Source organism: Actinomadura syzygii (assembly GCF_008085905.1).
Classification (GTDB): Bacteria; Actinomycetota; Actinomycetes; order Streptosporangiales; family Streptosporangiaceae; genus Spirillospora; species Spirillospora syzygii.
In genome coordinates this window covers 613,968-634,852 of the sequence record NZ_VSFF01000003.1, presented here as the reverse complement: position 1 = coordinate 634,852, position 20,885 = coordinate 613,968, and the positions used below count along the sequence as shown (strand labels likewise).

The 20,885-nt window shown below is 74.8% G+C and carries 17 protein-coding genes; 12 read left to right on the top strand and 5 right to left on the bottom strand.

Annotated elements, in window-relative coordinates; genetic code table 11:
* Nucleotides 1-44: 44 nt before the first annotated feature.
* From recN to FXF65_RS10110, 8 genes are all read left to right on the top strand, one after another.
* Nucleotides 45-1,751: a DNA repair protein RecN gene (recN, locus tag FXF65_RS10145; protein WP_148349426.1), complete on the top strand. Its 1,707-nt coding sequence runs from the start codon at nt 45-47 to the stop codon at nt 1,749-1,751.
* Between the two features lie 319 nt (nt 1,752-2,070).
* A complete protein-coding gene (gene steA, locus FXF65_RS10140) occupies nt 2,071-3,300 on the top strand; it encodes a putative cytokinetic ring protein SteA (RefSeq protein ID WP_187412200.1) in 1,230 nt (409 codons plus the stop codon).
* Nucleotides 3,297-4,253: a copper transporter gene (locus FXF65_RS10135; RefSeq protein WP_148349425.1), complete on the top strand. Its 957-nt coding sequence runs from the start codon at nt 3,297-3,299 to the stop codon at nt 4,251-4,253. Before steA ends, FXF65_RS10135 begins: the two co-directional genes overlap by 4 nt.
* 5 nt (nt 4,254-4,258) lie before the next feature.
* On the top strand, nt 4,259-5,290 hold the full coding sequence (locus tag FXF65_RS10130) for a hypothetical protein (protein ID WP_148349424.1): 1,032 nt from the start codon (nt 4,259-4,261) through the stop codon (nt 5,288-5,290).
* Nucleotides 5,291-5,326: 36 nt separating this feature from the next.
* On the top strand, nt 5,327-7,003 hold the full coding sequence (gene murJ / locus FXF65_RS10125) for a murein biosynthesis integral membrane protein MurJ (RefSeq protein ID WP_246198460.1): 1,677 nt from the start codon (nt 5,327-5,329) through the stop codon (nt 7,001-7,003).
* On the top strand, nt 6,996-8,219 hold the full coding sequence (locus tag FXF65_RS10120; protein ID WP_187412191.1) for a glycosyltransferase family 4 protein: 1,224 nt from the start codon (nt 6,996-6,998) through the stop codon (nt 8,217-8,219). Before murJ ends, FXF65_RS10120 begins: the two co-directional genes overlap by 8 nt.
* Nucleotides 8,220-8,396: 177 nt before the next feature.
* Nucleotides 8,397-9,389, top strand: coding sequence for a TerC family protein (locus FXF65_RS10115; RefSeq protein WP_148349423.1), 993 nt, complete (start codon nt 8,397-8,399; stop codon nt 9,387-9,389).
* A gap of 78 nt (nt 9,390-9,467) precedes the next feature.
* Nucleotides 9,468-11,663 (top strand): acyl-CoA dehydrogenase family protein, encoded by a 2,196-nt coding sequence (locus FXF65_RS10110; protein ID WP_148349422.1) that lies wholly within the window; start codon nt 9,468-9,470, stop codon nt 11,661-11,663.
* 3 nt (nt 11,664-11,666) lie between these two features.
* On the opposite strand, the gene FXF65_RS10105 is transcribed toward FXF65_RS10110, so the two are convergent.
* Entirely contained in the window at nt 11,667-12,002 is a 336-nt protein-coding gene (locus FXF65_RS10105) for a hypothetical protein (RefSeq protein WP_148349421.1), read from the bottom strand.
* A gap of 128 nt (nt 12,003-12,130) precedes the next feature.
* Here FXF65_RS10105 and FXF65_RS10100 point away from each other — a divergent pair, with 128 nt between their 5' ends.
* On the top strand, nt 12,131-13,003 hold the full coding sequence (locus FXF65_RS10100; RefSeq protein ID WP_246198459.1) for an AAA family ATPase: 873 nt from the start codon (nt 12,131-12,133) through the stop codon (nt 13,001-13,003).
* Entirely contained in the window at nt 13,000-14,400 is a 1,401-nt protein-coding gene (locus FXF65_RS10095; protein WP_148349420.1) for a vWA domain-containing protein, read from the top strand. The genes FXF65_RS10100 and FXF65_RS10095 overlap by 4 nt, the downstream gene beginning before the upstream one ends.
* Nucleotides 14,401-14,473: 73 nt before the next feature.
* Here FXF65_RS10095 and FXF65_RS10090 read toward each other — a convergent pair whose 3' ends face one another.
* Nucleotides 14,474-15,859 carry an MFS transporter gene (locus FXF65_RS10090; RefSeq protein ID WP_148349419.1) on the bottom strand — a complete coding sequence of 462 codons (1,386 nt, stop codon included), beginning with the start codon at nt 15,857-15,859 and terminating at the stop codon, nt 14,474-14,476.
* 92 nt (nt 15,860-15,951) lie between these two features.
* On the opposite strand from FXF65_RS10090, the gene FXF65_RS10085 reads away from it, so the two are divergent.
* Complete coding sequence (locus FXF65_RS10085) at nt 15,952-16,446, top strand: winged helix-turn-helix transcriptional regulator (RefSeq protein ID WP_148349418.1); 495 nt, start codon at nt 15,952-15,954, stop codon at nt 16,444-16,446.
* A 110-nt stretch (nt 16,447-16,556) separates the two neighbouring features.
* Nucleotides 16,557-18,215, top strand: coding sequence for an adenylate/guanylate cyclase domain-containing protein (locus FXF65_RS10080; RefSeq protein WP_148349417.1), 1,659 nt, complete (start codon nt 16,557-16,559; stop codon nt 18,213-18,215).
* Here FXF65_RS10080 and FXF65_RS10075 read toward each other — a convergent pair.
* From FXF65_RS10075 to FXF65_RS10065, 3 genes are all read right to left on the bottom strand, one after another.
* A complete protein-coding gene (locus FXF65_RS10075) occupies nt 18,212-18,793 on the bottom strand; it encodes a hypothetical protein (protein ID WP_246198458.1) in 582 nt (193 codons plus the stop codon). The genes FXF65_RS10080 and FXF65_RS10075 overlap by 4 nt on opposite strands.
* 262 nt (nt 18,794-19,055) lie before the next feature.
* Nucleotides 19,056-19,688, bottom strand: coding sequence for an MBL fold metallo-hydrolase (locus tag FXF65_RS10070; RefSeq protein WP_148349416.1), 633 nt, complete (start codon nt 19,686-19,688; stop codon nt 19,056-19,058).
* Nucleotides 19,688-20,773, bottom strand: coding sequence for an S-(hydroxymethyl)mycothiol dehydrogenase (locus FXF65_RS10065; protein ID WP_148349415.1), 1,086 nt, complete (start codon nt 20,771-20,773; stop codon nt 19,688-19,690). Before FXF65_RS10065 ends, FXF65_RS10070 begins: the two co-directional genes overlap by 1 nt.
* Between the last annotated feature and the right edge of the window lie 112 nt (nt 20,774-20,885).

Sequence of the window (20,885 nt, the reverse complement as noted above, 5' to 3'; positions counted from 1 at the left end):
ATCCGGGATCTGTTTTGCGGAGGGTTGTGACGCTGGTGCGCCCGATGGTGGATGAGGTGCGGATCCAGGGCCTCGGTGTGATCGATGAGGCCGTGCTCGATCTGTCCCCGGGTTTCAACGTCGTGACCGGTGAGACCGGCGCGGGAAAGACCATGGTGGTCACGAGCCTCGGCCTGCTGTTCGGCGGCCGCGCCGACCCGCAGCGGGTGCGGCCCGGCGCCGACCGCGCGACCGTCGAGGGGCGGATCGTCGTCGACCCCGGCGGGCGCGTCGTCGAGCGGGTGGAGGAGTCCGGCGGCGAACTGGACGAGGGCGCCCTGATCGTGACCCGCTCGGTGTCGGCGGAGGGCCGGTCCCGCGCGTTCCTCGGCGGCCGGTCCGTCCCGGTGAACGTGCTGATCAACCTCGCGGACGAGCTGGTCGCCGTGCACGGGCAGTCCGACCAGCAGCGGCTGCTGCAGGCCACCCGGCAGCGCGGCGCGCTCGACCGGTACGCGGGCGCCGCGCTGACCAAGCCGATGCGCGCCTACACCAAGGCGTACCAGCGGCACCGCCAGGTCACCGCGCTGCTGGACGAGCTGACCACCCGGGCGCGCGAGCGGTCCCAGGAGGCCGACGTGCTGCGCTTCGGCCTGGAGGAGATCGAGAAGGTCGACCCGAAGGACGGCGAGGACGCCGCGCTCGCCGCCGAGGAGGAGCGGCTCGGGCACGCCGACGCGCTGCGCGGCGCGGCCGACACCGCGCACGAGGCGCTGCTCGGCGACCCGGCCGCCGCGTTCGAGGCCGCGAACGTGACGAGCCTGCTCGGCACGGCCCGCAACGCGCTGGACGCCGTCCGCGACCACGACCCCGACCTCGCCGCGCTCGCCGACCGGCTCGCCGAGGCCGGGTACCTCGTGTCCGACGTGGGCACCGACCTCGCGTCCTACGCCGAGTCCGTGGACGCCGACCCGGCGCGGCTCGCCGCCGTCCAGGAGCGCCGCGCCGAGCTGACCGCGCTGACCCGCAAGTACGGCGGGACGGACGGCACGGCCGCCGCGGTCCTGGAGTGGGCGCGGACGGCCGCGTCCCGGCTCACCGAGCTGGAGGGCGACGACGACCGCATCGAGGAGCTGCGCGCCGAGCACGCCGAGCTGACCGAGCGGCTCGCTGCCGAGGCGGGGGAGCTGACCGCCGTCCGCACGCGCGCCGCCGAGCGGTTCTCCGACGCCGTCACCGACGAGCTGACGGCGCTCGCGATGCCGCACGCCCGCGTGAGCGTCACCGTCGCCGCGACCGGCGACTACGGCCCGCACGGCGTCGACGAGGTCGAGGTGCGGCTCGCCCCGCACCCCGCGGCGAAGCCGCTGCCGCTGCACAAGGGCGCGTCCGGGGGCGAGCTGTCGCGGGTGATGCTGGCGATCGAGGTGGTGTTCGCGGGCGCCGACCCCGTCCCGACGTTCGTGTTCGACGAGGTGGACGCGGGCGTCGGCGGCAAGGCCGCGGTGGAGATCGGCCGCCGGCTCGCCCGGCTGGCCCGCAACGCGCAGGTGATCGTCGTCACACACCTGCCGCAGGTCGCCGCGTTCGCCGACCGGCACCTGCTGGTGGAGAAGTCCGACGACGGGACCGTGACCAGCAGCGGCGTCACCGCCCTCGACCGGGAGGGCCGGGTCCGGGAGCTGTCCCGGATGCTCGCCGGCCTGGAGGACTCCGAGCTCGGCCGCGCCCACGCCGAGGAGCTGCTGGAGATGGCGTCCGCCGAGCGCTGACCCTCGGTGCGGGCCCCGGCACGGCCCCCACACCCCCCGGAAGATTACAGAGGGTGCCTGATCGGACACGCCTGGACGTTCGCCGGTTCCGATGTTTCGCTCCCGTGCTCTGGCAGGATGGCAGGCGATGAACGACCCGTCACCCACCACAGAGCCGCCCGGCGCCGAGCCCGCCGCCGCGCCCCGCCCGGAGCCCGGCGGCGAGCCCGTCGGCGACCCCGGGACGGAGCGCGGAGCGGAGTCCGGGATGAAGCCCGGGACGGAGTCTGGGACGCAGCTCGGGGCGGAGCCCGCCATGGAGCCCCGGATGGAGCCCCGGATGGAGCCCGGGGCGGAGCGGCGCGTCCGGCTGGCCCAGCGGCTGCCGCGGCGCGTGCTCTCGCTCGGCCTGGCCCGCGACGACGGGCTGCCCGGGGTCACCGCGACGGCCCGGCTCGACCGCCGCACCAAGGACCTGACCAAGCGGCTCCAGCCCGGCGAGGTCGCGGTGATCGACCACGTCGACCTCGACCGGGTCAGCGCCGAGGCGCTGGTGTCGGGCGGCGTCGGCGCGGTCGTCAACGTCGCGCCGAGCATCTCGGGCCGCTACCCGAACCTCGGCCCGCAGATCCTGCTGGACGCCGACATCCCCCTGGTGGACGACGTCGGCCCCGAGATCTTCACCCGGCTGCGGGAGGGCGACCAGGTCCGGGTGGCCGGGCGCGTCGTCTACAAGGGCGACGAGGTCGTCGCGAAGGGCACCGAGCAGACGCCCGAGACCGTCCTGGTGGCGCTGACCGAGGCGAAGGCGGGCCTCGCGACGCAGCTGGAGGCGTTCGTCGCCAACACGATGGAGTACGTCAAGCGCGAGCGCGACCTGCTCATCGACGGCGTCGGCGTCCCCGACGTGACGACCAGGCTCGCCGGGCGGCACGCGCTGATCGTCGTCCGCGGCTACCACTACCGCGAGGACATCGCGACCCTGCGCCCCTACATCCGCGAGTACCGACCGGTGCTCATCGGGGTGGACGGCGGCGCCGACGCGCTGCTGGAGGCCGGCTACCGGCCCGACATGATCGTCGGCGACATGGACTCGGTGTCCGACGACGCGCTGACCTGCGGCGCGGAGATCGTCGTGCACGCCTACCGGGACGGCCGGGCGCCCGGCCTGAAGCGCGTCCACGAGCTCGGCCGCGAGGCTGTCACGTTCCCGGCCACCGCCACCAGCGAGGACATCGCGATGCTGCTCGCGGACGACAAGGGCGCCACGCTCATCGTCGCGGTCGGCACGCACGCCAACATGGTGGAGTTCCTCGACAAGGGCCGCGCGGGGATGGCGAGTACGTTCCTCACCCGCCTGCGGGTCGGCAGTAAGCTCGTCGACGCCAAGGGCGTGAGCCGCCTCTACCGCAGCCGGATCTCGACCTGGTCGCTGCTGTTCCTCGTCCTCGGCGCGTTCATCGCCATCGTCACCGCCGTCGCCATGTCCCCGGCGGGGGACGTCATCAGTCCCCTGCTCGCCGACCGCTGGCACGCCTTCGTCTTCTGGCTGACCGGACTCTTCACGTGATCGATTTCCGCTACCACCTCGTCTCCATCGTCGCGATCTTCCTCGCGCTGGCGCTCGGCATCGTGCTGGGCTCCACCACGCTGTCCAACTCGGTGAGCGACACGCTGCGCCAGCAGGCCAACTCGGCGGCGAAGTCCGCCCAGCAGGCCCGCAACCAGCAGCGCGACCTGGAGCGCCAGGGCAAGGGGGAGGAGCAGTTCTCCCGCGGCCTCGGGCCCCAGCTCGTCACGGACCGGCTGAAGGGCCAGTCCGTGGTGCTGGTCGAGACGCCCGGCGCGGGCGACGACAGCATCGAGCAGCTCGGCGAGCTCGCGAAGAACGCGGGCGCGGCGGTGACCGGGCGCGTCACCGTCCAGAAGAAGCTGCTGGACGACGACCAGCGCGCCACCGTCGAGGAGCTCGCCACGCAGCTCAAGGGCGACGGCGTCGAGTTCGCCGCGGACGCCACCGCCTACGACAAGGCGGGCCTCGTCCTCGCGAGCGCGCTGGTCACCAAGGACGGCGCGAAGTCCGGCCGCGAGGACGCCGCCGGCGGCGCCGTGCTCAACGCGTTCAGGCAGGGCGGGTACATCACCACCAGCGGCAAGGTCGGCCAGCACGCCACCCTCGCGATCATGGTCGCGCCGGCGGGCCCGTACGCCTACGACGGCGGCGGCGACGACAACAAGGCGCTGATCTCGCTGGCCGCCGCACTCGACGGCGCCGGGCGCGGTACCGTCGTCGGTGGCCCGTCGACCTCCGCGCGCGAGGGCGGGCTGATCGCGGCGCTGCGCGACGCCGACGCCAAGGACACGGTCTCCACCGTCGACGTGGTGGACACCGCCTCCGGGCAGGTCGTCACGATCCTGGCGCTGCAGAACGAGCTGGGCGGCAAATCCGGGCAGTACGGGACGGGCGCCGGGGCGAGCGGCTACCTGCCCTCGCCCGCGCCCACGGCGGGGAAGAACGGGTGACCTCGATGAAGCGACGCAACGGCCCTGGTCGGACGGGCGCCCTGCGGCTGCTGGCGGGCGCGGGCCTCGGCGCCGTCGCCGCCCGCGCCGCCTACACCGCGCTGACGCGGCGTCCCCCCGGGCTGAACGGGCTGCCCGGCGAGGACGTGTGGGGACGCACCAACCACCGCGGCGAGCCGGTGACGCTGCTGGAGGGCCCCGCGTTCGTCGCGGGCGCCGCCGCGGCCGGGCTGCTCGCCCCCGGCGCGTCCGGCCGGGTCCGCGCCGCCGCGCTGCTCGCCGGGGCCGGGTCGGGGCTGCTCGGCGGCTACGACGACCTCGCCGGATCGGCGTCGTCGCGCGGCTTCAAGGGCCATCTGACCGCGCTCGCCCGCGGCGAGGTCACGAGCGGCGCGGTGAAGATCCTCGGGATCGGCGCGACCGGGCTCGCCGCCGCGGCGGTCGCCGGGTCGCCCGCGCCGTCCCGCGCCGGGCGCGGGTTCGACGTCCTGCTCAACGGCGCGATCGTCGCCGGGAGCGCCAACCTCATGAACCTGTTCGACCTGCGCCCCGGCCGCGCGATCAAGGTCGGCCTGATCACCGGGACGCCGCTGGCGCTGACCCGGTCCGGCGCCGCGGTCGTGGCCGCGCCGCTCGGCGCCGCCGCCGCGCTCCTCCCGGAGGACCTCGGCGAGCGCGCGATGCTCGGCGACACCGGCTCCAACGCGCTCGGCGCGCTGCTCGGGCTCGCCGCGACCCGGCTCGGCCGGGGGCCGCGGCTCGCCGTCCTCGCCGGGCTCGTCGCGCTGAACGGGGCCAGCGAGTTCGTCAGCTTCACCAAGGTCATCGCGGGCAACCCGGTGCTGAACCGCGTCGACATGCTGGGCCGCCGCCCGGCCGCCGCGCCCGTCGCCCAGCCCGCCCCCGCCGACGACAAGCCCGGTTCCGACGACGCGTTCAGGCCCGGCGTCCCGCCGCAGGCCGGAGCGCCGGACGCCGCTCCGGGCCCCGCGGACGCGGGCCCGGCGGGCAACGGCGTCGCCGCCGGTCCGGCCTGACCGCGGCTGAACCGTCCCCCCGCAGCCTCCACGAGCGTGCCTTCGTCAACCGTGCCACCCGAGCAGGGGTCGCCGCCGGACCGGCGGCCGTCCGCGCTGCGCCGGCTCACCGGCGGGCTCGCGGGCGCCGCCGTCGTCATCGCCGTCATCACGGTCCTCGCGCGGCTCGCCGGGTTCGGACGCACCTACGCGTTCTCCCAGACGGTCACCACGTCGTGCCTGAGCCAGGCGTACTTCACCTCGACGCAGTTCCCGAGCATCGTCTACGAGATCGTCGCGGGCGGCGCGCTCGCCAGCATGGTCGTGCCGGTGCTCGCCGGGCCCGCCGAGCGCGGCGACCGCGAGGAGGTCCGCCGGATCGGGTCGGCGCTGCTCACCTGGATCGTCGTGCTGATGGTCCCGCTGTCGGCGCTGATGGCGTTCGGGGCGCGTCCGATCATGGAGGTGCTGGTCGGCGCCGACCTCAAGGGCTGCTCGCGCGGCGACATCGTGGACGTCGGGTCGTTCATGCTCGCCGTCCAGTCGGTGCAGATGGTGATGTACGGGATGGCGGTCGTCCTGTACGGGCTGCTCCAGTCGCACCGCCGGTTCGTCGCGCCCGCGCTGGCGCCGCTGATGTCGAGCCTGGTGGTGATCGCCGCCTACGTCGTGTACGCGCCGCTCGGCGCGGGCCACGAGAACGACCTGGCGGGCCTGCCGCTGAACGCCGAGCTGACCCTGTCGGTCGGGACGGCCCTCGGCGGCGTCGCGATGGCCGCGACCGCCGGGTTCGCGGCGTGGCGGCTGCGGCTCGGACTGCGTCCGGCGCTGCGCTTCCCGCCCGGCGTGGCGCGCCGCGTCCGCCGCCTCGCCCTCGCCGGGCTCGCCACCGTCGCCGCGCAGCAGCTGTCGGCGCTGGTCGTCGTCCGGCTCAGCTACGAGGGGACGGGCGGCGCGCTCGCCAACTACCAGTACGCGTGGGCGATCTACCTGCTGCCGTGGGCGATCCTCGCGGTGCCGATCGCGACCAGCGCGTTCCCGATGCTGTCGGCGCGGATGAGCGCGGGGGAGCGGGACAGGTTCGACCAGGTCACCGCGTCCACCACGCGCGCGGTGATCCTCGTGTCCTGCGCGGGCGCGGCGGCGCTCGCGGCCGTCGCGGTGCCGATCGGCGCGGTGTTCAACCCCGGGCACCCCGACCAGCAGGACGTCCTGACCCGCGCGGTGCTCGCCTTCGCGCCCGGCCTGCTCGGCTACGGGCTCGTCGCGCACCTCGGCCGCGTCCTGTTCGCCTGCCGCAAGGGGCGGATGGGCGCCGCCGCCGTCGTCACCGGCTGGGTCGTCGTGATGGTCGCCGACGTGGCGCTGGTCCTCGCCGCCGACCGGCAGTGGGTCGTCGCGGCCCTCGGCGCGGGGAACGCCGCCGGGATGACCGTCGCGGGCGCGCTGCTGCTCGGCACGCTCGCCCGCGCGCGGGGCGCCGCGGCCGTCGCGGGGATCCCGCGCGTGCTGGCGGCGGGCCTCGCGGGCGGCGCGGCGGGCGGCGCCGCCGGGTACGCCGTCGCCGCGCTCCTCGGGACGGGCGGCACCGGCCCGGCCGCCGAGCTCCGCAACGTCGGGACGGGCGCGCTCGGCGCGCTGGCCGCCGCCGCCGTGTTCGTCATCGTCGCGTTCGTGATCGACGGCCGGGACCTGCGGGCCGTCCTCAGCCGGAAGGTCGCCCGCCATGCCTGACAGCCCCGCCGCCAAGGATCTTCAAGGACTGCGCGTCGCGCTCGTCCTCGGCACCAGCGCGGGCGGCGTCGGACGGCACGTCCGGTCCGTCGCCGAGGGCCTCGCCGAACGCGGCGCCCGCGTCCTCGTGTGCGGGCCCGCGTCGACCGAGGAGCTGTTCGGGTTCGCCGCGTCCGGCGCCCGCTTCACCGAGGTCGACCTCGCGGACCGGCCGCGCCCGCTGAGCGACGCGCGGGCCGTCGCGCGGCTGCGGACGCTGCTGCGCGACGCGGAGGTCGTCCACGCGCACGGCCTGCGGGCGGGCGCGCTCGCGGCGACGGCGTGCGCCCGCGTCGCGCCGGGCCCGCTGCGGTTCGCGAAGGGCGGCCCGCCGCTGGTCGTGACACTGCACAACGCGGTGATCGCGGGCGGCCGGACCGCCGCCGTGTACGGGGCGCTGGAGCGGGTCGTGGCGCGCGGCGCGGCGACCGTCCTCGGGGTGTCGCCCGACCTGGAGCAGCGGATGCGGACGCTCGGCGCCCGGTCGGTGGGGCACGCGATCGTCCCGGCGCCCGCGCCGCAGGCCCCGCCGGGCCCGGCCGCCCGCGCCGACCTGCGCGCCGAACTCGACGTGGGGGAGCGCCCGCTGATCGTCACCGTGGGGCGGCTCGCCGACCAGAAGGGCCTGCCGACGCTGCTGGACGCGGCCCGCGGCTGGGCCGGGCGCACCCCGCCGCCGCTCGTCGCGATCGCGGGCGACGGCCCCCTGGAGGACGAGCTGCGGGCCCGGATCGCCGCCGAGGACCTGCCCGTCCGGCTGCTCGGCCGCCGCTCGGACGTCGCGGCCCTGCTCGCCGCCTGCGACGTCGCGGTCGTGCCGAGCGTGTGGGAGGGGCAGCCGCTGGTCGTCCAGGAGATCCTGCGGGCCGGCCGGCCGCTCGTCGCGACCCGGGTCGGCGGCATCCCCGGCATGGTCGGCGCGGCGGACCGCCCGGCGGGCGGCGGCGCGGGCGGCCCGCTGCTGCACGGCCCGGAGAGCGAGGCGGCGCTGCTCGTCCCGGCGGGCGACGCGGACGCGCTGGAACGGGCGGTGAGCCGCGTCCTCGACGATCCGGCGCTCGCCGCCCGGCTCGGCTCGGCCGCCGCGCACCGGTCGGCGGAGCTGCCGGACGAGTCCGACGCCGTCGACCAGCTCGCCGGGATCTATGTGCGGCTGGCGCGCGGCGGACACGCATAGAGCGAGGTCGGGAACTTCCGGCCGGGTGCCGGCGTTGGTTGAGGAATGGAGGGGAGTATCCCCCTACACGGTTCCCGTCAGTACGGTCGGCCCATGCCGGCCCGGGTTCCGCGGCCTGCGCTCGCGTAGGCGGGAGAGACCTCCAGCGCTCGTTCACGTCCGCTGGAGGTGTTCATCTTGTCCGTTTCCCCATTGGTGTGGGTGCTGACCATCGCGGGGATCCTCGCCGTCATCGCCGCCGACCTGTTCGTCATCCACCGCAACGACACGCGCGAGTTCACGACCCGCAGGGCCGCGTTCTGGTCCGCGATCTACATCGGGCTCGCCGTCCTGTTCGGCATCGGCGTCTGGGCCTTCTCCGGAGGCCGGTACGCCGCCGAGTACTTCGGCGGCTTCGTCACCGAGAAGAGCCTCAGCGTCGACAACCTCTTCGTGTTCATGGTGATCCTGGCGCGGTTCGCCGTCCCGAAGCAGGCCCAGCACACGGTGCTGATGGCGGGCATCGTGATCGCGCTGCTGCTGCGCGGCGCGTTCATCGCGGTCGGCGCGGCGGCGATCTCCACCTTCACGTGGGTGTTCTTCATCTTCGGCGCGTTCCTCGTCTGGACGGCGATCGGCCTCGTCCGCGGCGGGGACGAGGACGAGTTCAAGGAGAACGCGCTGCTGCGCTGGGCGAAGCGGGTCGTCCCGACGTCCGACGAGTACCACGGCAGCCGGTTCCTCGCCCGCAGCGGCGGTCGCCGCATGCTCACCCCGCTCGCCATCGTGATGATCGCGATCGGCTCCACCGACGTGCTGTTCGCGCTCGACTCCATCCCGGCGATCTTCGGGCTGACGACCGAGCCGTACCTGGTCTTCACCGCCAACGCGTTCGCGCTGATGGGGCTCGTCCAGCTGTTCTTCCTGCTCGGCGGGCTCACCGACCGGCTCGTCTACCTGGCGCACGGGCTCGCGTTCATCCTCGGCTTCATCGGCGTCAAGCTGATCCTGCACGCGCTGCACGAGTACGGCGTGGGCTGGGCGCCGGACATCCCGATCTGGCTGTCCCTCGCGGTGATCGCCGGGACGCTCGCCGCCACCACGGTCGCGAGCCTCGCCGCCGGGCGCCGGCCGTCCGGCGGGGCCGCGCTCGAGCGGGCGGACGAGACGACGAAGACACGCGCCGAATAAGCGCTCGGGTACCGTGCCACTCGACCGAACCCTGTTCTAGAATCTCGGTCAAACAGGGTTCGGAGAGAGGTTCGACGCATGGCCATCGGGCTGACCGAGGAGCATGAGGCGCTCGCCGATTCGGCGCGCGGGTTCGCCGAGCGCAACATTCCGGCGACGGCCGTCCGGGCCGCGCTGGACGCCGACGACGAGGCGAGGCCCGGGTTCTGGCCCGCGCTGGCCGAACAGGGCCTGCTCGGCCTGCACCTGCCCGAGGAGCACGGCGGCCAGGGGTACGGCCTCCTGGAACTGGCCGTCGTGCTGGAGGAGCTGGGCCGGGCCGCCGCGCCCGGCCCGTTCCTGCCGACCGTCCTCGCGAGCACGGTGATCGACGCGTCCGGCAACGCCGCGGCGCGGGCGGGGCTGCTGCCCGGCCTCGCGGACGGCTCGCGGACCGGCGCGGTCGCGCTGGACGGCGGGCTGACCGGCCGCGCCGACGGCGACTCCCTCGTCGTGTCCGGGACGTCCGGCACCGTGCTCGGCGCGGGACTCGCCGACGTGCTCGTCCTGCCCGTCGCGCTCGACGACGGCGTCCGGTGGGTCGTGGTCGACGCCGCTGACGTGACCGTCACCCCGGTCGCGAGCCTGGACCGCGTCCGCCGGGTCGCGGCCGTCGAGGCGTCCGGCGTCGCGGTGCCCGCCGACCGCGTCCTGGACGGCGTCACCACCGCCCGCGTCCGCGACCTCGCCGCCGCCCTGTTCGGCGCCGAGGCGGCGGGCCTCGCCGGATGGCTCGTGTCGACCGCCGCCGAGTACGCGAAGGTCCGCGAGCAGTTCGGACGCCCGATCGGGCAGTTCCAGGGCGTCAAGCACAAGGCGGCCCGCGCCCTGATCGCGCTGGAGCAGGGCCGCGCCGCCGCCTGGGACGCCGCCCGCGCGCTCGACGAGGACGCCGCCGACGCGGGCTTCGCCGCCGCCGTCTGCGCCGTCGTGGCGGTCGACGCGGGCGTCCGGACGGCCCGCGACGCCATCCAGATCCTCGGCGGGATCGGCTTCACCTGGGAGCACGACGCGCACGTCTACCTGCGCCGCGCCTCGACGCTGCGGGCGCTGCTCGGGCCCGCCGCGCGCTGGGCGGGCGAGGTCGCCCGGCTCGCGCTGGCGGGCGGCCGCCGCGAGGTCGTCCTCGAACTGGACGACGACGCGCGCCCCCTCCGCGAGCGGGTCCGCGCCGAGGTCGCCGAACTGGCCGCGATCGAGGAGAAGTCCGCGCTGCACGCCCGGATGGGTGACGAGGGCTGGACCGCCCCGCACCTCCCGAGGCCGTGGGGCCGCGAGGCGGGGCCGGTCGAGCAGATCCTCATCCAGCAGGAGCTGAGGGCCGCCAAGGTCAAGGGCCCGAACCTCGGCATCGGCGCGTGGCTGACGCCGTCCGTCATCCGGTACGGGACGGACGAGCAGAAGGAGCGCTTCCTGCGCCCGACGCTGCGCGGCCAGATCGTGTGGTGCCAGCTGTTCTCCGAGCCGGGCGCCGGGTCCGACCTGGCGTCGCTGTCGATGAGAGCCGAGCGCGTCGAGGGCGGCTGGCGGCTCACCGGCCAGAAGATCTGGACGTCGCTCGCCCAGCACGCCGAATGGGGCTTCTGCGTCGCCCGCACCGATCCCGCCGCGCGCAAGCACGACGGCATCACCTACTTCATCGTGGACATGAAGGCCGAAGGCGTGGACGTCCGTCCGCTGCGCGAGCTGACCGGCGACGCGCTGTTCAACGAGGTGTTCCTGGACGGCGTGTTCGTCCCCGACGAGCACGTGGTCGGCGAGGTGAACCGGGGCTGGCAGGTCGCGCGGAACACGCTGTCCAACGAGCGGGTGTCGCTGGCCACCGGCGGCGGGCTCGGCATGGGCGTCCCGGAGCTGCTGAAGTTCTACGCCGGACGGGACGTCGACGAGGTCGGCGCCGCCGAGGTCGGACGGCTCGTCGCGCAGGGCCAGTCGATCGACCTGCTCGGCCTGCGCACGACGCTCAAGCAGCTGAACGGCGTGGAGCCGGGGGCGGAGGCGAGCGTCCGCAAGCTCCTCGGCGTCCAGTTCAACCAGGACGTCGCGGACCACTGCTGGGCGGCGCAGGGCGCGGCCGCCGCCACCGAGGTCCCGCTCGCGGAGAGCGGCATCATGGCCCGCGCGATGCTGTTCAGCCGCGCCATGACGATCTACGGAGGCACCACCGAGGTCCAGCTCAACATCATCGGCGAGCGCATCCTGGGTCTTCCCCGGGACCCGGAGCCCGGGAAGTGACGGTCAACGCGGCCGGAAGGTGTAGCAGACGTAGATGACGACGATCGCGGTGAGCGTGATGAAGAGGCCGGCGAGACCGCCGTTGACGACCGCGATGGCGCTCAGCGGGATCGCGGCGAGCAGCGACAGGACGGCCATGAGCAGCGTGTGGTCGCGCTCGCCGCGGCGCGGCTCCGGCGCCCGCTTCGGACGCGGCCTGGGCGCTGCGCGCGAGTCGAAGACCTCCTCGATGCGGTCGACGACGGTCTCGACGAAGGCGTCGTCATAGTCCGGGCCGAGCTCGCGCCGGGCCGCCATCGCCGCGGCGAGGTCCTCGCGCGGCAGTCGTGGGATCGTCATGATCCGGTTATAGGAAACGGCGCGCCCCGCGCGCGTCACCCGGCGGGGCGAACCGCGGGCTACCCCGGAGGTAGCACGCGGCCCTCGCATAAACTGCCGGTCCGCCCGAGATCGTCACGGAGGTCCGTGTGAGCCGTCCGATCGACGGAACGTTCGCCTCGCCCGCCGATGCGGGACGCAGGCTGGCCGAGGTCCGCTACCTCGCCGACGAGGCGATCGCCACGACCGTGTTCCTCGCGCAGGCGCTCGGCAAGCCGCTGCTCGTCGAGGGCCCGGCCGGGGTCGGCAAGACGGAGCTGGCGAAGGCGGTCGCGGCGGCGACCGGCGCCGAGCTGATCCGGCTCCAGTGCTACGAGGGCCTGGACGAGGCCCGCGCGCTCTACGAGTTCAACTACAAGAAGCAGCTCCTCGCCATCCAGGCCGCCCCGGCGGACCGGGCCTGGCAGGAGACCCACGACGACATCTTCTCCGAGGAGTTCCTGCTGGAGCGGCCGCTGCTCGCGGCGATCCGGCGGGCGGAGCCGACCGTCCTGCTGATCGACGAGGCGGACAAGGCCGACGTCGAGGTGGAGGGCATGCTCCTGGAGGTCCTGTCGGACTTCCAGGTCACGATCCCGGAGCTGGGGACGGTCGCCGCCGTCCGCCGCCCGTTCGTGGTCATCACGTCCAACGCGGCGCGGGAGCTGTCGGAGGCGCTCAAGCGCCGCTGCCTCTACCTGCACCTCGACTACCCGGCGGCGGAGCGGGAGCGCGACATCGTCCTCGCGCAGGTGCCGGGGATCGAGGCCGAGTTGGTCGAGCAGATCGTCCGGACCGTGGGCACGCTGCGCGACCTGGAGATCAAGAAGGCGCCGTCGATCGCGGAGACCGTCGACTGGGCGCGGACGCTGCTCGCCCTCGGCCTGGACGCGCTGGACGAGGCCGCCGTCGCCGGGACGCTCGGGGTCGTGCTGAAGCACGTCTCCGACCACGAGCGGGCGATCAAGGAACTGGGGCTGTGACCGGCTCCCTCGTCGACCGGCACACCGGGTTCGTCGCGGAGCTGCGCCGCGCGGGGCTGCCGGTGTCGGTCGCCGAGGGGCTGGACGCCGTCCGCGCCATGCGGCTGGTCGACCTGCTCGACCGCGAGTCGCTGCGCGCCGCCTACGCCGCGACCGTGGTGAAGCGGCCGCAGCACCGCCTGACGTTCGACACGCTCTTCGACCTGTGGTTCCCGGCGGCGGTCGGCGACGGGGCCGGCGCCGCGCCCGACCCGGAGCGCCCGGCGCGCACGCTGCGGGACGACGGGCGTCCCGTCCCGTCCGCGCTGGACCCGCGGGTGCAGGCGCGGCGCGACGAGCTGGCCGACCTCCTCCTGTCCGGCGACGACGCGGGTCTGCGGCGCTTCGCGCGGCTCGCCGTCGCCGAGTACGGGCGGACTCCGGGGCAGGAGTCGTGGTTCTCCGCCGGGGTGCTGCGCGCCATGTCGCCGGAGACGCTCATGGCGCGGCTCCTCGCCGCCGTCCTGGAGGGGCGCGAGCGGGGCGGCATGGCCGAGCGCGTCGCCCGCCGGACGTTCCGCGACCGCATGACCCGGTTCGAGGATCTCGTCGCGGGCGAGGTCCGCCGCCGCATCGCCGAGGACACCGGCGTCGAGCGGACGGCCAGGCTCGCCGTCCGCCCGCCGCTGGAGCGGCTCGACTTCGCCGCCGCCGGACGCGCCGAGCTGGCCGCGCTGCGCCGCGAGGTGCACCCGCTGGCCCGCAGGCTCGCGTCCCGGCTGGTGCGGAAGCAGCGGCAGGGCAGGCGCGGGCGGCTCGACTTCCGCCGGACGGTCCGCGCGTCCCTCGCCACCGGCGGGGTGCCGCTGACCACCCGGCACCGCCCGCCCCGCCCGCACAAGCCGGAGCTCGTGATCCTGTGCGACGCGAGCGACTCCGTGTCGGCGTTCGCGCACTTCACGCTGCTGCTGACGTTCGCGCTGCGGGAGCAGTTCAGCAAGGTCCGCGCGTTCGCGTTCATCGACGCCGCCGACGAGATCACCAAGTACTTCGCGCCGGGCGCGGACGTCGCGGACGCGATGGCGCGGATGGCCGCCGAGGCCGACCTCGTCTGGATCACCGGCCGCTCCGACTACGGCCACGCCTTCAAGGTGTTCGACGAGCGGTACCGGGACGCGATCACCCCGAAGACCTCCCTGCTCGTCCTCGGCGACGCCCGCTCCAACTACGGCGAGCTGTCGCTGCCCGTCCTGCGCGCCATGGCTGGGCGCGCCCGGCACGCGTACTGGCTCAACCCCGAGCCGCGCGTCCAGTGGGACACCGGCGACTCGGCCGCGTCCCCGTACGGGGAGATCGTCCCGATGTACGAGTGCCGCAACCTGACGCAGCTCACCGCCTTCATCGAAGAACTCGCCTAGACCTGTGGGGGGCGACCCCCAGACCCCCGAAGTCGGGACAGGTGGTCCTCGCGCCGCCGGCGCGTCGCTCCGGTCACCTGTCCCGTTCGCGAATCACCATCATGAGCGCCGCGCCGCCGAGGGCGACGGCGGCGGAGACGAGCATCGCGACGTTCGTGCCGTGGGCCAGGCCGGACGCGCCGCCGCCCTGCCCGGTGGTCATGGCGCCGACGACCGCGACGCCCACCGACGCGCCGACGTACCGGGCGGTGTTGTTGGCGCCCGAGCCCATGCTCGCGCGGTCGGCGGGGACGCTCTCGACGGCGAGCCGGGCGAGCATCGCGTTGGCGAGCCCGCTGCCGATCCCGGACACGACCAGCCCGGGGGCGAGCCGCCACCAGTGCCCGTCCGGGCCCATCCCGAGCATGGCGAGCTCCCCGGCGGCGCTGAGCGCGAGGCCCGCGCCGAGCAGCCGCCCGGCGGGCAGCCGGGACGGGAGCCTGCGGGCCTGCAGCGCGGCGGCGAACGAGATCCCCGACCAGATCGCGAGGACCAGCGCCGACGCCAGCGCGGACAGCCCGAGGACGAGCGTCATCAGGGTCGCCAGGTAGCTCATGATCCCGATGACGGCGAGCCCGGTGATGAGCGCCCCGACGATCGACAGCTGGAACGCCGGGCGGCGGAACAGCCCGAGGTCGAGCATCGGCTCGCGGCGCCGCGCCTCCACCGCGGTGAACGCGGCGAGCAGCACGGCCGCCGCCGCGAACAGCCCGAGCACGGACGGGCGCGTCCAGCCGAGCCGTCCCATCGTGATCGCCGCGACGAGGGCGCCGATCCCGAGGACCATGGTGAGCAGGCCCGGCAGGTCGAGGCCGCGCGGCCGGGCGGCGCGGGACTCGGGCAGCCGCAGCGCGGCGAGGCCCACCGGCACGGAGGCGGCGGCGCACACCCAGTACCAGAGCCGCCAGCCGCCGATCTCGGCCAGCCCGGCGGACGCGATCGGGCCGAGCGCGATCCCGAGCCCGATCATCGCGCCCCACACCCCGGTGGCGTGCGCCCGGCGCGGGCCCGGCTCGAACGACGCGGCGATGATCCCGAGCCCGGTCGCGATGAGCACCGCGCTCGCCGCCCCCTGGACGATCCGCGCGCCCACGAAGAGCGGGGCGTTCGTCGCGAGCGCGCAGACCACGCTCGACACGGCGAGCACCGCCGCGCCGAGCACGAACACGCGCCTGCGGCCGTGGTCGTCGGCGAGGCTCCCGACGGCGAGCAGCGCCGCCGCGAGGCCGAGGCTGATCGAGCTCATCAGCCAGATCTGGGCCGTCCCGCCCGCGTGCAGGCCCCGCGCGGTGTCGGCCAGCGTCGCCATCGGCGCCGTGTAGTTCATGAGGGCGAGCAACGTCGCGGCGGCGGGCACGGCCAGCGCGGCGGACGTGCCGGGCGCGCGGCGCGCGGCCCGGGGCGGCGCCAAAGTCGTCATGCGCAACTCCAAGTTCAGTGAACGAACCGAATGGGCCGACCGTAGCACGATCGGTTCGTTCACTGAACCTGGGATTGGATAATGTGGTGCGCATGGCACTCGGCAAGGACTACGCCGCCCAGGACTGCTCGCTCGCCCGCGCCCTTGAGGCCGTGGGGGAGCGCTGGACGCTGCTGATCGTCCGCGACGCCTTCTACGGCGTGCGCCGCTTCAGCGACTTCCACGTCCACCTGGACATCCCGCGCGCCGTGCTGTCCGCGCGGCTGCAGGCGCTCGTCGACACCGGCATCCTCGTCAAGGACGGCCACGACTACGTGCTCACGGACATGGGCAAGGAGCTGTGGCCCGTCGTCCACACGCTGGCCCGGTGGGCCGAGCGGCACCTGTCCGCCGAGCCGAGCCGCGTGTTCGTGCACGTCGCCTGCGGCGCCCGCGTCGGACCGGACGGGACGTGCGCCGCCTGCGGCCGCGCCGCCCCGCCGGAGGAGCTGGAGATCCACGCGGTCCCCGGCGCCCGGCGGCGCACCGACCCGGTCAGCCGCGTCCTCCGGACGCCGCACCGGATGCTCGACCCCATCCGCACCTGAGTTCGGCCGACACAGTGGTGACCCCCTGGTCATGAAGTGCGGGAGACCTCTCCCGGGTGACGTCCCCCGGACGGGGAGACGGGCGATATGACCGGCTAATCTGCACGCTCATGGAGACCGGCCAGACGGAACCCGCCCCCGACCCGCCCCCGCGGCGGAGGCGGACCGTGCTCGGCCCCCTGTGGCGCTTCATCGACGGCGCCCCGGACGACTCGCGCGCCCGGATCGCCCGCCGCGCCCGGATCCTCGTCACCGCCGCAACCGGCCTCGCCAACCTCGTCGGCGCGCTCGTCGTGCTGGCCTTCGCCGTCGTCGTGCCCGACCCGGTCGGCCCCGTGTCCGACCGGCTCCAGCTCTTCAACCTGGCCGTCTTCACCGCCTACGTCGCCGCCGCGCTGCCAGTCGGGCTCGTCCTCGGCGAGCGGTTCTTCCGCCGCGTCCGGCGGCTGGTCGAGCGGCACGACGAGCCGGACCGGCACGAGCGGTCCCTGCTGCTGTACGGGCCGTTCCGGCTGATGGCCGTCCACCTGACGCTCTGGGGCATCGGGACGGTCGGCTGGGTCGCCGTCAACGCGCCGTTCTCCGGCCTCCTCGCGGTCAAGCTCGGCCTGACGAGCCTGCTCGGCGGCCTCACCACCTGCACCGTCGTCTACCTGCTGACCGAGCGGCTGCTCCGGCGCGCGGTCACCACGGCGCTGCGCAGTGAGCCACCGCGCCCTTCCGGGGGGCGTGGGGGGTCGGCCCCCCACAAGGATCCGCGCCGGATCGGGCTGCCGGGCGTCGTCGCCCGGTCGGTGCTGGCCTGGGCTCTTGGCACGGGCGTCCCGATCCTCGGGCTGATCACCCTCGCGGTCGGGTCTTTCCTGATCGCGCGGATCACCGTCCGGGACTTCGCGTTCGCCGTCCTCGCGCTCGGCGGCATCGCCCTGGTCGTCGGGTTCGGCGTCACCTACGGCGCGGCCCGCGCGATCGCCGACCCGGTCGAGTCGGTGCGGGTCGGGCTGGCCCGGGTGCGGCGCGGCGACCTGGACGTCGAGGTCCCCGTCTACGACGGCAGCGAGGTCGGGCTGCTCCAGGCCGGGTTCAACCACATGGCCGCCGGGCTGCGCGAGCACGAGCGGCTCCAGGACCTGTTCGGCCGCCAGGTCGGCGAGGACGTCGCCCGCGTCGCCGTCGAGCGCGGCATCGACCTCGGCGGCGAGCTGCGCGAGGTCGCGGTGCTGTTCGTGGACCTGATCGGCTCCACCCGGCTCGCCGCCGAGCGCCCGCCCGCCGAGGTCGTGCGGCTGCTGAACGCCTTCTTCACCGTGGTCGTCGAGGTGGTCGGCGCGCACGGCGGCTGGATCAACAAGTTCGAGGGCGACGCCGCGCTCGCCGTCTTCGGCGCGCCCCTCGACCTGCCCGGCGCGCCCGCCCGCGCGCTCGCCGCGGCCCGGGAGCTGGCCGGGCGGCTGCGCGCGGACGTCCCCGAGCTGCGCGCCGCGGTCGGCGTCTCGGCGGGCGAGGCCGTCGCCGGGCACATCGGCGCCGAGGAGCGCTTCGAGTACACCGTGATCGGCGACCCGGTGAACGAGGCCGCCCGGCTCACCGACATGGCCAAGACCACCGAGGGGCGGGTGCTGGCGTCCGGGACGCTCGTCGCCCGCGCCGACCCGGACGAGGCCGCCCGCTGGACCTTCGACGGCGAGGTCACCCTCCGGGGCCGCACCGAGCCCACGCGGCTGGCCTCGCCGCGCGACCGCGGAACGGTCCCGTTCGACGGGGCCTAGGACGGTCCGAGGGTGGCGCCGTTCAGCGTCGTGTAGAACGGCGAGTCGGCGAACCGGGAGCCGTGCTCCTCACCGATGTAGACGTCCGCGTGGTTCTGGCCCCCGTAGCCGGGACGGAACAGGTCGGTGACCGTCCAGCGGGCTTTCTGGAACCTCTCGCACACCTCGCGCTCGACGGGGCGTCCGCCGCCCTCTTTGCCGCACTCGACGATCGCGAAACCCTGGTCCCGTGCGAGCACCGACTTGTCGGCCGCCGCCGACGACCATGCCTTCAACGGACGCCCCCGCGAGTCGCGGGTTGTGTCGTCCAGCCAGTAGCCGACGCTGTGCGACCAGTTCAGGTACCGGCCGCGCTGCGGGCCCGCGGTGATGCGCCCGCTGCCCTCGGTCTGGATCACCTTCAGGAAGTCATCCGGGTACGAGCCGAGCGGGGTCTTCCCGTGCGAGCAGTGGAACTTGGCGCAGCCGCGCACCGCCTTGCGTTTCCCCCGGTAGAGGCTTTCCAGCGCCGTGTAGTACGTGGTGATCCGCCAGCCGCCGGGACGTCCGAGCGGCACCGGCTTCACTTGTTCGGGCAACGGCGAATCCGGGGTCTCCGACGGCGGGGCGGCGGCGGACGGAGACGCGGGGGATGCGGGAGACGCGACGGATGCGGTCGGCGGCGGGACGCCCGCGCCCTCGGCGTCACGTCCGCATCCCGCCGCGACCGCGCACGCCGCGCACAGTAAGAGCGCGAGCGGTGCCCTGCGCCGCATCGCGCCCCCTCTGTAAGGCTCTGCCGGGCTCTGTCAGGCTCTGCCGGGACGGCCGTTCCGCCAGAGGGAGACTAACCCGTCAGGGTCAGTGGCCGCGGGCGATCCACTCGTCCAGGTGCGGGGCCTCGGCGCCGATGGTGGTCGCGTCGCCGTGGCCCGTCCGGACCTCGGTGGCGGCCGGGAGCGTCAGGAGCCGGTCCCGGATCGAGGCGATGATCGTCGGGAAGTCGGAGAACGACCGGCCGGTCGCGCCGGGCCCGCCGTTGAACAGCGTGTCGCCGGAGAACACCGTGCCGAGCCCCGGCGCGTGCAGGCACACCGCGCCGGGGGAGTGACCCGGTGTGTGCAGGACGGTCAGCTCCGTCCCCGCCACCGGGATCACCTGGCCGTCGGAGAGCGCGCCGTCCGGGTCGATGTCAGGGTGGCGCTGCTTCCACAGCATCAGGTCGTCCGGGTGGAGCAGGACGGGCGCGCCCGTGCGGGCCCGAAGTTCGGGCGCCGCGTCGATGTGGTCGTCGTGCCCGTGCGTGGACACGATCGCGAGCAGCTTCCGGTCGCCGACCGCCGCCGCGATCGCCGCCGCGTCGTGCGCCGCGTCGATGACGATCGCCTCGGCGTCGTCGCCGACGATCCAGACGTTGTTGTCGACGTCCCACGTCCCGCCGTCGAGGGAGAACGTCCCGGACGTGACGACCCGGTCGACGCGCGCCGCCGCCATCAGAGCACCACCACCGAGCGGAGGACGTCGCCGTGGTTCATCTTGTCGAACGCGGCCTCGACGTCGTCCAGCCCGATCGTCTCGGACACGAAGGCGTCCAGGTCGAGGCGCCCTTGCAGGTAGAGGTCGATGAGCATGGGGAAGTCGCGGGACGGCAGGCAGTCGCCGTACCAGGACGACTTCAGCGACCCGCCGCGGCCGAACACGTCCAGCAGCGGGAGCTCCAGCCTCATCTCCGGGGTGGGGACGCCGACGAGCACGACCGTCCCGGCGAGGTCGCGGGCGTAGAACGCCTGCTCGTAGGTCTCCGGGCGGCCGACCGCGTCGATCACGACGTCCGCGCCGAACCCGCCGGTCAGCTCCCGGACGGTCGCGACGACGTCCCGGTCCCCGGCGTCGACGACGTGCGTCGCGCCGAGCGCGGACGCGGTGGTGAGCTTCCGCTCGTCCAGGTCGACCGCGATGATCGTCGCGGCTCCGGCGAGCCGCGCGCCGAGCACCGCCGCCGCGCCGACGCCGCCGCAGCCGATGACCGCGACCGAGTCGCCCCGGCCGACCCCGCCGGTGTTGAGCGCCGCGCCGAGCCCGGCCATCACGCCGCAGCCGAGCAGCCCCGCGACCTCCGCCTTCGCCGCCGGGTCGACCTTCGTGCACTGCCCGGCGGCGACGAGCGTCTTGTCGGCGAACGCGCCGATGCCGAGCGCGGGCGAGAGTTCGGTGCCGTCCTCCAGGGTCATCTTCTGCGTGGCGTTGTGGGTGTTGAAGCAGTACCAGGGGCGTCCGCGCAGGCAGGCGCGACATTGTCCGCACACCGCCCGCCAGTTCAGGACGACGAAGTCGCCGGGCTCCACCTCGGTCACGCCGTCGCCCACGGACTCGACCGTCCCGGCGGCCTCGTGCCCGAGCAGGAACGGGAACTCGTCGTTGATGCCGCCCTCGCGGTAGTGGAGGTCGGTGTGGCAGACCCCGCACGCCTGGACCCGGACGACCGCCTCGCCCGGCCCCGGGTCCGGGACGACGACCGTCTCGATCCGCACCGGCTGCCCCTTGCCCGGTGCGACCACCCCGCGTACCCGCTGCGCCATGCTCCCCGCCTCTCCGCTCGACCTGCCACGACCCTACAGAGGAACTAGGCCCCGGCCGCGCATCCCATCCCCAGGTAGCGGTGCGGAGATCACCGTCCGGCGCGATGCGCGT

What these genes read in the sequence shown, in the direction of transcription:
- FXF65_RS10085 (WP_148349418.1), top strand. Translation starts at nt 15,952, where the DNA reads ATGGCACTCGGCAAGGACTACGCCGCCCAGGACTGCTCGCTCGCCCGC.
- FXF65_RS10130 (WP_148349424.1), top strand. Translation starts at nt 4,259, where the DNA reads ATGAAGCGACGCAACGGCCCTGGTCGGACGGGCGCCCTGCGGCTGCTG.
- FXF65_RS10080 (WP_148349417.1), top strand. Translation starts at nt 16,557, where the DNA reads ATGGAGACCGGCCAGACGGAACCCGCCCCCGACCCGCCCCCGCGGCGG.
- recN (WP_148349426.1), top strand. Translation starts at nt 45, where the DNA reads ATGGTGGATGAGGTGCGGATCCAGGGCCTCGGTGTGATCGATGAGGCC.
- FXF65_RS10110 (WP_148349422.1), top strand. Translation starts at nt 9,468, where the DNA reads ATGGCCATCGGGCTGACCGAGGAGCATGAGGCGCTCGCCGATTCGGCG.
- FXF65_RS10065 (WP_148349415.1), bottom strand. Translation starts at nt 20,773, where the DNA reads ATGGCGCAGCGGGTACGCGGGGTGGTCGCACCGGGCAAGGGGCAGCCG.
- steA (WP_187412200.1), top strand. Translation starts at nt 2,071, where the DNA reads ATGGAGCCCGGGGCGGAGCGGCGCGTCCGGCTGGCCCAGCGGCTGCCG.
- FXF65_RS10070 (WP_148349416.1), bottom strand. Translation starts at nt 19,688, where the DNA reads ATGGCGGCGGCGCGCGTCGACCGGGTCGTCACGTCCGGGACGTTCTCC.
- FXF65_RS10120 (WP_187412191.1), top strand. Translation starts at nt 6,996, where the DNA reads ATGCCTGACAGCCCCGCCGCCAAGGATCTTCAAGGACTGCGCGTCGCG.
- FXF65_RS10105 (WP_148349421.1), bottom strand. Translation starts at nt 12,002, where the DNA reads ATGACGATCCCACGACTGCCGCGCGAGGACCTCGCCGCGGCGATGGCG.
- FXF65_RS10090 (WP_148349419.1), bottom strand. Translation starts at nt 15,859, where the DNA reads ATGACGACTTTGGCGCCGCCCCGGGCCGCGCGCCGCGCGCCCGGCACG.